This is a genomic window from Magnetococcus marinus MC-1 (genome assembly GCF_000014865.1).
Taxonomy (GTDB): Bacteria; Pseudomonadota; Magnetococcia; order Magnetococcales; family Magnetococcaceae; genus Magnetococcus; species Magnetococcus marinus.
Map to the genome: position 1 here is coordinate 1,872,488 of NC_008576.1, position 14,811 is coordinate 1,887,298.

Sequence of the window (14,811 nt, forward strand, 5' to 3'; positions counted from 1 at the left end):
GTGATATTTGATGAAAGCGGGGGCTCTTAACCCATGTTTAACAGGCTATTGTAGAAGATCTTAAAATACAGAATCTTACGATGTGTATTTTTTTCGAGTGGCACTACAAACTGTGCATTCTTTGGAAAATGTGCTCAGACGACCATCTTTTTCACCCCGCCTGGGTTTGCATGGATTCCAAGCGCCTGGAAGATTTTCTGTTGTTCAGGCTCAGGTCTGGTGGCTTTGCGCACCTGCAAGGAATGTCCATCGGGTCGTCGAAATGAAGCGGTAATCCGGCACTGGCTGGAGAGGATGTCTCGCAGCGTGCTCCAGCGACCGTGGATACCTTTTTCCGCCAATTGTTGACGTATTATCTGTACGATCTGGTAGGTCAGCACGGTGATAAACAGATGACCATCGCTGCGTTCCTCTTTCCGATGGAAGAGTGGACGCAAGCCCAATTCCGATTTGAGAGAGCGAAACACCGATTCCAGATCCGTGAGGGTGATGTAGGTGCGCCATAAGCGCTCCTCATCCCAGCCGGTCTCGTTGCTACGCAGGCAGTAGACCCCAGGGTGGGTCAGCGAGGTGCCATCGAGCGGTTTTTGTTTCCAATGGATGGCTTGGGCCTGCAAACCACTGTCGTCCGGGATGATTTCGATGTGGTAGTGCTGGCCTATACCACGATTTTTTTCTTTCAGCCGTCCAATGCGCTCCCAAAGTTTATCGATATTCTTTGTGGTGCGGGGCTTGGAAAGCCCCTCGGAGAGCTTAGTCAGACCGGCTTCAAAGCGCTCGGCAAAACGCCGGGAGATCCCCTTTTCCTTTTCCGCACGGCGTTGGGAATGACAGTAAAGCCTCACCTCCTGGCCATCGTCGCTGAGAACTTTTTGGATGTGGATCTGTTCCTTTGCGGCCGTTTCGATACATGCAGCACCGTTGAAATCGAATTGCCGCTCGCGTTCTCGGCTGACCACCAGATAACGATAGCCTTTGTCGCGTAACCAGACAAGATTGGCCTCAGTGGCTACCCCCCGATCCATAACCACCAAGGCACCATTGGGAGCATTCAAGCCTTTGAGCATCCCTTCCAGGGTGCTCCCTTCGGAGACATTGCCGGGGAAAATCTGCGAACGGCGCACAAACCCGCTACCGTCGAGTACCAGACCCAAGGTCAACAGGGGAGAGTCGCAACGCTTCTCCTTTGAGCGCCCCCGCTGAGCTTTGCTGTTTCCTTCTGCCTCTCCCTCAAAATAGGTATTGGTCAAATCGTATAAGGTGACGGTGCCCGGCAGGTTGAATAGATCGTTAATCTTGGAAAACAATCTGTTTTCGATAGCCTCGCGGTTTCTGATCAATAGGTCTGAAACTCGGTAAAATTGCATCAGGCTCATGGTCTCGAAGTCCACATCAAGCAACTCCCCTAGGCCGCTTTGGGCGCTGAGCCATCTATGCAGCGCCCGTTCGGAACCAGGTGCGGCCATGCGTCCAATAATGGCGCCGATGGCTGCGGCTCGCTGAGGGCCGGTTAGTCCGACATCGGCCAACAGTTCTGTAAACCCTGCCTTACCCATGGCCCATAGTCCCACCTGCTCCACCCCCACACTCCGGGGGCGGCTCATTTCAAGAGAGTCCACCAATACTGTTTGCACATCCTCTGGGGAAAGGCCGGTTTCCGTCTCCTTGGCAGACGGGATTGCTTCCGGCTGACGGGTCAACAATTGCGCGACAATACGCTGGGCCTCCCGCTCCACTTGCGAAGGACAATCAAGAGAAATCAGTGTCTTCTGAGGGCTTAGCAGTTGATCGATACGTGAACACAAGGTGGGCCAGTGATTCTGGCCTATGGCGAAATGACGGCCAAGATTCAAGAGTGTCACCTGCCTGACCTTCGTGCCGACACGAAGGGATTGAACCAGGCGATGCGTGTAGTAAGATTCGCCTGTGGCTGTATTGCGGGTTTGTGTGCGTCGTATATACATACTCGGAATGATACCAAAAGCACCATGGTGGCGCAAGACATAATAATTTATTATGGCACTACAAAACATGTTTGAATTTGTGAGTACATATAAATCAATATGTTAAAATCTCAAGTTTCGCAGTTCGTTGACCGATCAATTGGACTGATATTTGCCAACCAAGTCAAGGGCAAAGCTGCCTCGTGTATGCTATAATTCTGGTGTCGAATCAGTCAGATAGCTCAGGGACGAGGCCAGCTTCATGAATCAGCATAACAGGGAACAGGCTACTGTGCCTACCCCCATGATTGACGAGATCAAAACCCAATCCTTTGGAGTATTCGGCGTAGATAACGCTATCGTCGATTTTCTCCAGGAAATTGGCTTCCAGGCGATATTCAATCGGCGCGGATGGAGCAAACGAACGGGGAAGGATCTTCCGACGCTGATCATGTTACTGATCCTGCATCCTCTGTTGAAGGTGCCATCCATTCACCTTTTTTGCCGCGACCACTTTCTGTCGGTCTTCGCGGTAGGCAAGGATACCTTCTACCGGTTGCTCCAACGCCAATTTCCATGGCGGAATGCGCATTGGGCGCTAATCAAAAAGTTACTACCCCAGTGGCGAACGCTGGATCTCGGCCCCGGCTACCTTGTTGCCGATACCACCGTCAAAGAGAAGCGTGGTGATCGTATTGAAGGTGTTTGCTGGCATCATGACCACAATACCGGCCGCTCAGTTGCAGGTTTTGAAGCAGCCCACTTGGTCTGGGTTAACAAGCAGGGAACCTTGCCACTGGATGCCGCTTTGCGTTTTTCAAAGCGGCCTCTGATCAGCAATCTGCTCCACATCCTCAGTTACCGGTTCGATTGTCGCTCACATCTTGGACGGCGTTACCGTGAGGCGGCCAAGATGTCTAAGCTTGATCAGACTGTCGACATGGTTGCCAGAGCCATTCAAGCTGGGATTCCGGCCCAGTATTTTCTCGCCGATGCTTGGTACTCATCGGTTAAGTTCGTCAAGAAAATCCTGGATCTGGGCGTGGTCCCCCTGATCCGATGGAAGCGCAACAACACCAAGTTCCTATTCCAGGGCGAGAGACTGACCAGTGCCGAACTTTACACCCGGTTTGCCAAGGGCAAGATCAGGAAAGCTAAGGGGTCCAAGCGCTTCAAAGGAACCTTCCTAGATGCAGAGCACCCCGAAATCGGCCTTATACGTCTGTTCTTCGTCCGGCTGATCGATCCGAAAACCGGCTCGAAGGAGTGGGCCGTCTTTCTGACCACAGACCGGTCAATGGGGCTGTCAAATATGATCGAGCACTACGCCAACCGCTGGGGAATCGAAGTTTTCTACAAGGAATCCAAACAGCACCTTGGTTTCCTTAATGAATCCGTCCGATCCTTCGAAGCAGTCATCGCCTGCCTACACCTAGCTGCCATGCGCCATGCTGTTCTCTCCAGCATGGTGGCGATCAAAGGCAGCCAGCGGGATCAACTCGCCCACAATCTGGCCGCTTTGACCTATGCCCGAAAGCTCTGGCATACCTTCCGCGCCATCTTCAATGATGCCCTTGGCCGAACATCCATTCTTGAAAATCACCAAAAAAACGAGGTAATTGAACTCTTTGAACAGGAGGTCGAGGCTTGGCTCAGCAAGGCATTGATGCTCGATCCCCTTGGTTCACAACGTCAAATTCTGGCCGAAACGAACTGCGAAACTTGAGTTAAAATATATCAATAGGCCAAACATGCCTAAATTCGGTAGAGAAATGTTAAACATGGGTTAACAAGATGCCGTTTTTTCTATCAAGATTGTCTTGCAATTGTACCAATAAATTTTGAATAATTGGAAATGTCGTTATGTAAATGAGGGATATTTGGAACGCCGTTTTGTTAATCGCTGGGGATTGTCGAAAGTCAGCATGCATGTTGACTTTTGACATGATTGCTAGGGGGGAGCACCGCAGATGGGTCTTAAAGTCACCAAGGTTCTATTAATTACGGACACACCCATGATTAACAAAATGATCATGGGTGCGCTAGCAGATGGCGAACGTTTTGCGGTTGAGGAACTCACATCGGATAGTGAGGGTTTTTTTGAGCAAATCATTGAGACGGCTCCAGACTTGGTGTTTCTGCGAACAGAACTCAAAAGTGCCAATGGCATCCAGGTTTGCGAAGCGATCAAACGTCACAAGATGCTAGGTAAACGGACCAAAGTGGTTTTTCTCTCCGGCAATCCTCAAATTCGTGAACAGGCGATCCAGCATAGAGCGGATCAATTTTTGACCTTACCGTTCCAAAAAGAGGATGTGCATAAGCTGATGGATCTGCTGGTGCCCCCTATACCCACTGTGCTTTATGTGGAGGATAGCGACCTTTTCCATAGGGTGGTGGTACCGGCTCTGCGTGAAGAAGGGTTCCATGTGGTGGAGGCGTGGGATGGACGTGAGGCGCTCACGCTGGTGGATACCGCAGATGTGGATATCATTGTCACCGATGTGGAGATGCCGGTGATGGATGGTTTGACGCTGTGTCACAATGTGCGTTCAACCATGGTTAAAGATATTCCGATCTTGTTGCTAACCTCGCAAACCTCAGAGGAGGCTGTGGCTAAGGGGTTTGATGCAGGTGCAGACGACTATTTGGCTAAACCGGTGGTGGTGCCAGAGTTGGTGTCGCGCATTCGTCGTCTGCTGAGCTCCAATGCTGAGGCTGAGCGCCCCGAGCGCATTTTGGTGGTGGATGATTCTGAGCTTATTCGGACCACCCTGCGCAATGCTTTGACCGCCCAGGGTTTTCGCGTGGATGAGGCGAAAGATGGCTTGCAGGGTTTGGGCATGTCCATGAAAACGCACTATAACTTGGTTATTTCTGACTACGAAATGCCAAACCTAGACGGGTTGGAAATGTGCGTGCGCATTCGCGCGAGTGAGAATAAACAACGCGCCAATGTACCCATTATTTTTGTGACTACCCGCGACTCTAAAGCGGATATGGTGAAAATGCGTTCCATTGGCATCCATGCCTTTATCTCTAAGCCTTTTGTGGGAGATCGGGTGGTGGCGGAGGTAGAGCGGGTGTTGGCGGATCGTCGTTTGGATCAACAGCGTGCCTCGTTTAGAAACTATTTAAGCCACCTTTCGCAGCATAAAATTGTTGATTTGTACGATGATCAGGGCGGGGTTTCGGACGACCAGTTTCGTACCATGCTGTTTATGAACATTGTCGGCTTTGGCAAAATTTGTCGTAGTTTAGACGCCAAGCAGTTGGTGACCTTTTTGAACCGCTACTTTGATATGGCCTGTGAGATCATGGTGCGATACCACGCAACCGTGGATAAATTGATTAACGATGGTTTATATGTCTCCTTTGACCGGCAGGATGATGGCGCTCACCGTGCCGTAGCGGCAGCCTGTCGGTTGGTTGAGAGCCTGCCTAAAATTCATGGGGAGACCGGCCAGAGCTTTAAGGTACGTATTGGGATCAATGCTGGGCGTATTGTACTGGGTAATATCGGTAGTCACTATCGGGACCGTAATTTCACGGTGATTGGTGACAATGTGGAGTTGGCCCACCAAGCGGCCCGCTCCGACCAGCAGGGTAATTTGGTTGTGATAACCGACTCTGTACGCAAGCTCTTGGAAGACAAGTTAGAGGTGCGTGAGCATGCGGTATTGGAAAGTGCTGGAGAAACTTCTGTACCGTTGTTTAGTGTGGTTAAGTTAAAAGAGCCCTACAGCCTGTAAGCGCATTTCATCGCCGGTTCTTGGAAAAGGGCGCTGCCATGCAGCGCCCTTTCTGCTAGGATGGGGCAAGCTTAGTGGCCGCAAGATGGGTAAGAGGAACCGTAGGTAATGCAGCAAGAGCGTTGGATGGAACAGTGGCAGCAGCAGGTCAAGCCGCCCATGGTGGATCGTTGTCCACTGGGTTGGCGAGAGCATTTATGGGTTGTTTTTGCAGATGTTTGCCATACCCTTAAGCTAACAGAGCTGGAGTCAGCAGCCTATCTGGAGCATATGATCCTCGCGATAAATGAGTGGTGTGGCCCCTATCCCGATCCCTCATTGTTGCCATGGGTGGTTGGTGTTCAGCGCTACCGTCCAGCCATCTATCGCCATTTTTCGCAGCAAAGGCCCGACCAGTTGCCCCTGGATTGGTCGATTAATGGAGAAACCTTTGGCCTAACCCAGGCGATTTACGCTGCCTTGTCCGGTGATGCGAACCCCATGCGTATGCGTGAGCGCATGTGGGAGGCCGAAGAGCTCATCGAGCACTATTATGAAACCCATGGGGGGCGTTGTATTGGTCCGTTTGATGGGCGTAGTACCGAAGAGATTTACCAGATGTGTGGCCATATTGAGGATATGTTGCATTGTTTGAATGGACTGCTCCAGCGTCACCCGCTTGTGGTGGCTGGGGGCGTGACTGAGCCCATTGGGTAACGTTAGTGTGGCACATGGCAAAGGGTAGGGGTTAAAAGGTGCAGGGGGGAGCTGCTGGCTGTTGAGCGGCTGGGTGGAACTGAGCCTCCTGTTCCCAGCGTGGGGATTAAACCGCTGCCCACCAGTAGGCTGGGCTCTCTTGCGCACGGGTGGGTTAAAGGAGGTAACGGATCATTTTTTGGAGCGCTAGGCACGCGGTTTATTCAAGCGAGAAAAATACACAAGTTGTCAAGAATGAGGTTTAAAAGAAAGATATTATTTTAAATTTCGTAAGGCGTGCTTTTCAAGACACCCATACGTTGCAGGTGTAGGGTGGTGGATACGCGCTTTATTCGTGGAAAAAATTGGGGCGATGTGGGTCGTGGACAAAATCTTCGTGGATGGAGATATAAAAGGGTTTTTGTTGAGGGGAAAACTGGTTAAGCTTGTATTGATCCCTATTACGCGCGGACCCCTTGAACCACAAAATGGTGGGGAGGTGTGGGGCTATTTGCTGTCTGTAAGATGCAGGCTAGAATGAAATGAGCACAACTAAGTAGAAAAAGGTAAGGTTAAATGGAGAATGCCCCTGTCGTAGAGAGTACCAGTAATGTGCGTTCCACAACGCGGCTGGATATTGCTGTACCTGCGGTATTGATGTTGGGTAGTCTTCATCAAATGCAAGGGGTTACCAAAAATATCAGTTTTTCCAGCGTTCACATTGAGTATCGGCAAAGCTTGGCTGCGCACCACTTGGGTGAAGCGTGTCAAGTTCAACTGCAACTGCCCACGGATGATGGTGAGGCTTGGGTCGAGTTAGAGGGGCGCATTACCCGTCAGGATGAATTTGGATTAGGGGTGCAGTTTACCCATACGGATACATCAAATTATCGTAAATTTAAGTGTTTTCTTTCAAAACACGCGGAAAACCCCAACCAACTTATTCAGGAAATGGTACGCCATCCTGAGCTCTCCATGAATGTTGTGCACATTGGATTTATGAAAGAGGAGCTTTCTGGTTTTATTACCGATGCGGTGAACGAAATTTTCATCGCCTTTTTGGCCCAGGATGTCCATAAGGGCCCAACGGTGATCAAACAGGATTTTGAAGATTATGTGCCGCCAGAAGCCGAGGCCACGGCAGTGGTTAACTTTAATGGTGCTTTGACGGGTGGCATCCATCTATCAGCCCCCATGCATGTGGTTATTGCACTGGCGAATAGCTTTAGCGGGGAAGAGGCCAACAGCTTTACTGACCCTATGGTGGTCGATGCCTTTGGGGAAATGGCAAACTTAATTACGGGTGGCGTGCAAACCCGTCTATCTGGAGAGTTTGAAAATATTCAATTAACGCCACCGACGGTCGTGTATGGAAAACAGTATGGTATTGTCTATCAACGTGACTTAAACAGCGTTAAACAATATTTTCTAGCCCCGTTTGGACCCTTTTTTGTGGAGTGTTTTTTCGCTTCTCAATGAGACGGCGATGCTTGACTTATGTCAATGACGTTGCCATCGACTCTCTTCACCATGCCCCTTAAACTGCTTGGCCCCTTAAACCCTTGGGTTGTTGTACGTGCGATGTGTCGCCAAAGGGACGACACGTTGTGTGTGGTCACGGTTGAATACTAAAAATAGGGGGTGGTTATGCAAGCGTGGCGGCAGCAGGTTTTTCAAGATCCGGTTTTTTCGCAAAGCCCCCTTTTTACGGCGCTGACTTTACCGCAACGGTCGTTTCTTGAACCAACGGTGGAGCGCTTAAAGCTGAATAAAAAAGAGGTGCTGTTCCATGAAGGGCAACCCGCGAGCCATTTTTTTATTGTGCGCAAGGGTTTGATCAAACTTTTGCGCCTTTCTCAAAATGGCCGTGAAAAGGTGCTTGAGATTATTCGCCCAGGGGACTATATCGCTTTGCCGCTGATGTTTTTAAACCACCCCAGCTACCCTGTCACCGCAGAAGCCCTGCAAACCAGCGAGATCTACCAACTGCCCAATGCCCCTTTTATGGAGATGTTGTACCAATCTCAGGAGACCTGCTTTCGTATCATGGCCGCGCTCTCAATGCGGATGCACGTGTTGGTGGCAGAGATTGAAAGTTTAAGCCTGAAAAATGCGCCACAGCGATTTATTGATTATCTGTTGGAGCGTTTAGATGAGGATATGCTGGTACGCAATCAAGGTGTGGTATCGCTGGGTATGCCTAAGCACGTGCTGGCTTCTAAACTCTCTATTAAGCCTGAGTCTCTCTCACGCCTAATGCGGCGTTTGAGTGATGATGGGTTAATCCTCGTGCAGCACACCGATATCCACATTCTTGATTGCCGCACCTTGCGTGATGCCAGCTATAGCTTAGGTGATACGCACTAATCTTGTGTTTTCGCTGTTTTTCTTCCAGAAAATTGGACTTTGTGCACCAGCATCTCTGGCGCTCATCCTAGATGTGCGCCACAATGGTCGCTTTGGTGTGTGGATGGGTTTCTTGACCGTAGGGCGAGCCCGCAAGCGGGCGCTTGCGTTTTGGTTTTTGTCTGCCATGGGGTAAAAAAAAGGTAGGCCGGGCGAAAGTAAAAGGTGGCAAGCCTGCCCGGCCTACCCGAAAGTAGGTACCTCGGTCGGGAGCAACTCCAAGGTACCGTCCTCCGGCTCAACCAGTCTGGCAGGACCGGTTCGTCACGGGAGCCGAAGGAATCCGTGAACACTCCACTCGTTGGCCAATTTCTCGTGGCTGAAGAGAGGGGTGATAATCTCGTCGTGTTACTGAGACGCTGTACTAAAAGCAACAGCTGGGCCATAAATGTAAAAGATTGAAAAAATGGAAAAATATACCCGTAAGATGGTTTTTTTGCGCTGGCGATTAGCCCTTTGTCAAAACGGTGACAAAAGGCTGATTGCGTTGGGCTTGGTGCGTGCAGGGGTGGGGCTGGTGTTTTCCCTGCTGGTGCTGTTGCCCCATGGCTTGAATGCGGCCCCTTTGGTTGATTTGGGTGACGCGCAACTGTTGGCAGGTAAACATGCTGGTTCAGGTAAAACTGGTCCTGTCCCGCAGTATGAGCAAGCATTGCAGGGTACCCCCCAGCAACGGGCAGCGGCCTTGATGCGGTTGGGACATCTTAGTTGGATTGCGGATGGTGACGGGGGTCATGTTGAAAAAGCGATTGACTATTGGCAGCAGGCGTACGCTCTGGGGCGTTGGGATGCGGCCTATTTAATCGGTAAACATTTTCAACATCTACCCAACCAAAAAGGTGCAAACATACCGCTGGCACGCCTGTGGTATCAACGGGCCGCGCTGGGGGGGCATGGCTTGGCGATGTATGGTTTATGGCAGTTGGACAGGGATCAGCACGGAGGGATGGGGGCAGAAGCCAAACAGTGGTTAATTCGTAGTGGTGAGGCTGGAGAGCCGTTGGCCATCAGCCGTCTGGCTGCCATGGCCAAAATGTCGTTTGATGGCAAGATGGGGGGCAAGCGTGCTGTGGAGTGGTTGAATGTGGGCTCCGCCTTGGGGGATCCCTTGGCACGCATGGCGCTGGTTGCCGAACCCACCACTACCGGTGTTCCTGATCAAGCGCAACTTGCCGCCTGGGCCGATGAAGCCGTCCGTTTGGGTGAGTGGCAGGCCCAGGAATTACGTGCCAAATTATTGGAAAAACGGACCACCGCCACATCGCCGATGGTAAGTGCCCCGCAAATAACCCAAGCGCCGAGATCGGCTGGTCAACCCCAGGTTGAACAGAAACAGGTCATCCACGCAGCGCCTAAGCCGGTGCCAGATGCTGAGCAAAAAGAGCTTGAAAAAGCACAATTAAACCTAGAGCATGAGGAAAAACAAAAGGTTCGTTCAGACGCCGCTTCGGTCTCTACACCGCCAAGTGGCGTTGCCGTGCAGGATTCATCTTCCCCCCAAACTGTGGATGAGGTCCAACTGGATGCAAAGGCAGGTTTTGGCTCCAGCACGGCGGAGCGCTTGGAGCCAGCCGAGCCCATGGAGGACCGTAGCGCCGTGCTGGTGGCCCAGCAACCCCCGGCACAGGATGAAACGACCACAACCGCTCGGCCAGAGCCGGAAGCTCGTCATGCCTATCCGTCGAGGGCTGTACCCGAGCCTTCACCGAAATCCCAGCTAAAGAGAGCCGCAGAGCAGAGTGCTCCGCTTGAGCAAGCCCCAGGGCGCGAAGCTGTGCCAATGGCGCATGTCAAAGAGGATATCGCTAAAAGTGTCGTGGCCCCACTGCAACGGCCTGCCGCGAAGGGTAGCGTAGATGAGAAGCGTGGGATCTTGCCTGCAAACCAGCTGGGTGGGGAGGGCGCGCCGACGCCAACAGAGCGACAGCCGAAAACCGTGGATGGTAAGCGCTATGACACGCTTACTTGGCCCCAATTGATGCGATTAGCGCGGCGGGGAGATGCGGAGGCCCAGTATCGTATGGGTCAGTCTTTGCGCGACGAAACCGCATTGGGAAATGGTTTGGACGACGGTTTTAAGTGGCTTAAAAAGGCCGCTGATCAGGGGCACGTGCAAGCGCAGAATAGTCTGGGTTATATGTATTCGCAGGGGATTGGCACGCGGGTTGATTTTTTAAAGGCACTCAAGTGGTATGGTGAGGCTGCGAAACACGGGGATGCCTTGGCCCAGTTTAATGTGGGACATATGCACTATCGTGGCAAAGGGGTGCAGGCTAATCCAGGTAGCGCCTATGGTTGGTATGTGCGTTCGGCCAAACAGGGGTTTGCTCCGGCACAAACAGCGGTTGGCTATCTGCTGGAAAATGGCTTGGGGGTGGATAAAAATTTGGCCGAGGCCCTCAACTGGTATACTCAGGCGGCGCGTCAGAACTATGGTGCGGCGCATAATGCCATTGGGCGGTTTTTGCTTGGTCATAGTGATGGTGGGGGTGATACTCAACGACGCGCCATTATGCACTTTCGGCTAGGGGCATGGGCTGGGGATGAGATATCGCGGATCAATTATGAGTCATCCACAAAAGCCATGAATGCAACGCAGCAAGCACGAATTGACGCATTGGCTAAAACATGGTTAGAACAACCGTGATAGATTTTGCAATAAGGCCCTTTTACAATGGGTTGTAAGGCCGTTAGTATGGCCCTTTGAGGGAGCAATCTGTGTGAGCGTCACCTTGGCTTGGAATGCAAGGGCGGGCAGGCAATGCCAAGGATGGGAATCGTTGTCATTATGGTAAAATGTAGACACAGCAGGGTAGGTGTGAGCAGACGCGCTGCCCTGTTTTTAGCGCTCATCGTGGTGATGTCGTCCGGCCTATCTGCTGGCTTGGCAGCGCCCAATCTGGCCGAGGATGTTCTGTTGGCTGGCCCGCAGCGTACCGCGTTGTGGCCTCATGGGGTCGCGCTTCCAACAGACCGTGGGAGCCTGTTACAACTGGCCAATCAAGGCTACCGTCGAGCCCAGTTTTTTATGGGGCTTTATCTGGATTATGGTATCGGCGGAGAGGCTCAACCTTTTGAGGCCTTTCAATGGTATAGCCGCGCAGCGGGGCAGGGCAGTCGTTGGGCTTGGATTAAATTGGGTGATCTCTATTTCCGTGGCCGTGGCACCGCACGGGATGCCAAAAAAGCGCTGCAATGGTACCTGCATGCCGGGGAAAATGGCGAGCCTAGTGGCTATCTGGCTGCCGCAATGGTACAGATTCGTGGTACGGGCGATAGCATTGATTGGCCAACCGTTTTACAGCGTGTGCACAAGGCTGTGCAAGCGGGGGTATTGGAGGGGCACACAGCACTCTGTCTCTTAGGGGTGCGACATGTGGTGGCGACGCAGCTACCCCCAGAGCAGACCCGCCAACAGTGCCAAATGAGTGCGGATGGGGGGCAGCCCTTTGCCGCGATTTTGATGGCCCAATGGCTGGCTGAGCAGCATAACGAGAACAATCCCCAACTGCAAAAACAGGTCGAACAGTGGTACGAGCGGGCTGCTGCCATGGAGGTAGGTAACTTGGCCGTTCTGCCCGAGGCACCACTGGTGATGGCCGAGCATTTCCCCGTTGTTTGGATAGAGGCTCTAGAACCACTGGTCAGTGCCAACCGCGCCAGCGTGCCGCGTGCGGCCTATCGTGCTGGGGTGGCGCTGCTCAAGTCGGGGCAGGGTTTTGTGGCGCGTAGTCGCGGCGTGCGCTGGTTACAGAAGGGCGCGGAGTTGGGCGATGCCAATGCTCAATTTAGACTGGGGCTTGCCTATGCCCAGGGTGAAGGGGTGGTGGTTAATCCAGAACGCGCCATTTACTGGTATACCCTTGCGTCGGAGCAGGGTGAAGTTTCGGCACAGTTTAATTTGGCCTTGCTCTACTACCAAGGGCGTTTGGTTGAGCAGGATTTTACCAAGGCCCGTTTTTGGTTTGAGCATGCCTCGGAACAGGGTGACGTGCAGGCGCGGGATCATCTGGGGGATATTTATCGTCATGGCCGGGGCATACCGGTCAATATAGCCGAGGCCATGAAGTGGTACCGCCACGCTGCCGAGCAGAAAAATGTCTACGCGCTTACCTCAATGGGGGATATCTACCAAGCGGGTGAGGGGGTTGCCGAGGATGCCGCAGAGGCCGCAAAATGGTACCGCAAAGCGGCGCTGCTGGGTCATGCCCCGGCGCAGGGTAACTTGGCCGACCTTTATCGACAGGGTAAAGGGGTAGAAAAGGATCTTAATCAGGCCGCACAGTGGTATACAAAAGCTGCTGAACAGGGGGACATGGTCTCTCAAAACTGGCTGGGCACGCTCTACCTGGATGGGGACGGTGTTGAAAAAAATCCCCAGTTGGCGCAGCAATGGTACGAAAAATCAGCGGCTCAAGGGTACGCTTTTGCCCAGAACAATTTGGCGGTTATGTTGCGGGATGGCTTGGCGGGCAAGGCTGATTATAAGCGAGCCAGACAGCTCTTTTTGTTAGCTGCTCGGCAAAACAGTGGTGATGCGCAAAATAGTCTTGGCGTGCTTTATGAAAAGGGGTTAGGGGGCGAAACCGATCCCATTGAGGCTGCTGCGTGGTATCGTAAGGCCATCCAATATGGCAATGACAGTGCCCGTTATAACCTTGGCATGCTCTATTATGCCAACCGTCAATTTGGTAGTATAGAAGAGGCCCTGCGGCTGTTGCAAGATGCCCAAAGTGCCGGGGTAGCCCAGGCTCAAACCGCACTGGCTCGGATCTATCTTAGTAAAGAAAACAGCCACTATAATCCTGAGTTGGGCGAGCGCTTTTTGCGTGAAGCCGCAGAACAGGGTGGGGCGGATGCACAGGCTTTATTAGGGGTTTTATTAACCTTTAAAACCCCTCTTAAACAGGATTATGAGCAGGCTCTAAGGTGGTTAAAAAAGGGTGCTGAAGGGGGGAGTCCGGAGGCGCAGTTTCACTTGGGCTATATGTTACATTTGGGGGTAGGGCTGGCCCCCAATGCTCACCGTGCGGTGCATTGGTACCGCAAAGCCGCAGAACAGGGCTTTGCTGAAGCGGCCAACAATTTGGGGACCCTCTATTTCCAGGGTAATGGGGTTGATCGAGACGTTTTTAAAGCGGTGGAATGGTACACGCGCGGTGCCAAACTTGGCCATGTGCCCGCCTTACATAACTTGGGCAACCACTACCGCCATGGGTTGGGGGTGGCCGTCGATGCCCGACTGGCAAGGCACTATTTTGAAAAAGCGCAGGCCGCCGGCTTTATGCCGTCTAAATTAGCCCTCGGTGAGATGCTGGAGAAGGGTGAAGGCGGGGTGGCCTCCCTTAAACGGGCAGAAGGGCTGTTTGGTGAGGTGGCCCGGTCGGGCAATATGGATGGTAAATACCGGCTTGCCCGACTCTACTTAACCCATGGCCCAGAGGGTAAACAAGTTTATGCCATGCGTCTGCTCCAACAGACGGCTAAATTGGGGCATCCCGCAGCGCAGTATGGTTTAGCGGCCCTCTACCTAAAAGAGGCCGATCTTGAAGCCCCGTTGACGGATCGGGTTAAACAGGCTTATTCACTGCTGTTGGCCAGCCGCCACGGCGGTATGAGCGAAGCCGAATCCCTGCTAGAGCGGCTGGAAAAACATTTGCCTGAAGGCGTGCGTCAAGAACTACAGCACGCTTTTGAAAAAACGAAGGCAAAGCTGTAGAGATGAGAGCTAAGGGGTTAAACACAATCCGGTTTGCCGCATGATGAGCACTGTTTGTTGAGATGTTCAAGGAGATTGAAGCATGAAATGGCACTGTCCGATATGCAGCTATGTCTATGACGAAGACGAGGGTATCCCCGACATGGGTATTCCTGCGGGTACCCTATTTAAAGATCTACCTGCCGATTGGAGTTGCCCTGAGTGCCCAGCGACAAAAGATCAATTTGTCCCTTATGGCGACGATGACCATTATGAAGGTGATGTGGTGGATCTGGATGGCGATGCGTGGTAGTAAGGGTGGGGGTGCATTCCTTGC

At 52.3% G+C, this 14,811-nt stretch carries 9 protein-coding genes; 8 read left to right on the top strand and 1 reads right to left on the bottom strand.

Features of this window, described 5'->3' with window-relative positions; translation table 11 throughout:
* Window positions 1-134: 134 nt before the first annotated feature.
* Window positions 135-1,964, bottom strand: a complete 1,830-nt coding sequence (locus MMC1_RS07775) for an IS1634 family transposase (RefSeq protein ID WP_041642167.1) — start codon at window positions 1,962-1,964, stop codon at window positions 135-137.
* Window positions 1,965-2,205: 241 nt separating this feature from the next.
* On the opposite strand from MMC1_RS07775, the gene MMC1_RS07780 reads away from it, so the two are divergent.
* The 8 genes from MMC1_RS07780 to MMC1_RS07815 all read left to right on the top strand — a co-directional run bounded on the left by MMC1_RS07780 (window position 2,206) and on the right by MMC1_RS07815 (window position 14,787).
* Entirely contained in the window at window positions 2,206-3,669 is a 1,464-nt protein-coding gene (locus MMC1_RS07780) for an IS4-like element ISMasp2 family transposase (RefSeq protein WP_011711719.1), read from the top strand.
* Between the two features lie 244 nt (window positions 3,670-3,913).
* Window positions 3,914-5,695 (top strand): response regulator, encoded by a 1,782-nt coding sequence (locus MMC1_RS07785; RefSeq protein ID WP_011713187.1) that lies wholly within the window; start codon window positions 3,914-3,916, stop codon window positions 5,693-5,695.
* A gap of 108 nt (window positions 5,696-5,803) precedes the next feature.
* Entirely contained in the window at window positions 5,804-6,391 is a 588-nt protein-coding gene (locus MMC1_RS07790; RefSeq protein WP_011713188.1) for a hypothetical protein, read from the top strand.
* Window positions 6,392-6,946: 555 nt separating this feature from the next.
* On the top strand, window positions 6,947-7,849 hold the full coding sequence (locus MMC1_RS07795) for a chemotaxis protein CheX (RefSeq protein WP_011713189.1): 903 nt from the start codon (window positions 6,947-6,949) through the stop codon (window positions 7,847-7,849).
* Window positions 7,850-8,017: 168 nt separating this feature from the next.
* Window positions 8,018-8,737 carry a Crp/Fnr family transcriptional regulator gene (locus MMC1_RS07800; RefSeq protein WP_011713190.1) on the top strand — a complete coding sequence of 240 codons (720 nt, stop codon included), beginning with the start codon at window positions 8,018-8,020 and terminating at the stop codon, window positions 8,735-8,737.
* Window positions 8,738-9,182: 445 nt separating this feature from the next.
* Window positions 9,183-11,423, top strand: coding sequence for an SEL1-like repeat protein (locus MMC1_RS19850; protein ID WP_011713191.1), 2,241 nt, complete (start codon window positions 9,183-9,185; stop codon window positions 11,421-11,423).
* Window positions 11,424-11,594: 171 nt separating this feature from the next.
* On the top strand, window positions 11,595-14,495 hold the full coding sequence (locus MMC1_RS07810; protein WP_041640983.1) for an SEL1-like repeat protein: 2,901 nt from the start codon (window positions 11,595-11,597) through the stop codon (window positions 14,493-14,495).
* An 82-nt stretch (window positions 14,496-14,577) separates the two neighbouring features.
* Entirely contained in the window at window positions 14,578-14,787 is a 210-nt protein-coding gene (locus MMC1_RS07815) for a rubredoxin (RefSeq protein WP_011713193.1), read from the top strand.
* Window positions 14,788-14,811: the final 24 nt, after the last annotated feature.

Excerpts from the sequence above, each read along its gene's own strand:
- MMC1_RS07780 (WP_011711719.1), top strand. The coding sequence starts at position 2,206 with ATGAATCAGCATAACAGGGAACAGGCTACTGTGCCTACCCCCATGATT.
- MMC1_RS07800 (WP_011713190.1), top strand. The coding sequence starts at position 8,018 with ATGCAAGCGTGGCGGCAGCAGGTTTTTCAAGATCCGGTTTTTTCGCAA.
- MMC1_RS07775 (WP_041642167.1), bottom strand. The coding sequence starts at position 1,964 with ATGTATATACGACGCACACAAACCCGCAATACAGCCACAGGCGAATCT.
- MMC1_RS19850 (WP_011713191.1), top strand. The coding sequence starts at position 9,183 with ATGGAAAAATATACCCGTAAGATGGTTTTTTTGCGCTGGCGATTAGCC.
- MMC1_RS07785 (WP_011713187.1), top strand. The coding sequence starts at position 3,914 with ATGGGTCTTAAAGTCACCAAGGTTCTATTAATTACGGACACACCCATG.
- MMC1_RS07790 (WP_011713188.1), top strand. The coding sequence starts at position 5,804 with ATGCAGCAAGAGCGTTGGATGGAACAGTGGCAGCAGCAGGTCAAGCCG.
- MMC1_RS07815 (WP_011713193.1), top strand. The coding sequence starts at position 14,578 with ATGAAATGGCACTGTCCGATATGCAGCTATGTCTATGACGAAGACGAG.
- MMC1_RS07795 (WP_011713189.1), top strand. The coding sequence starts at position 6,947 with ATGGAGAATGCCCCTGTCGTAGAGAGTACCAGTAATGTGCGTTCCACA.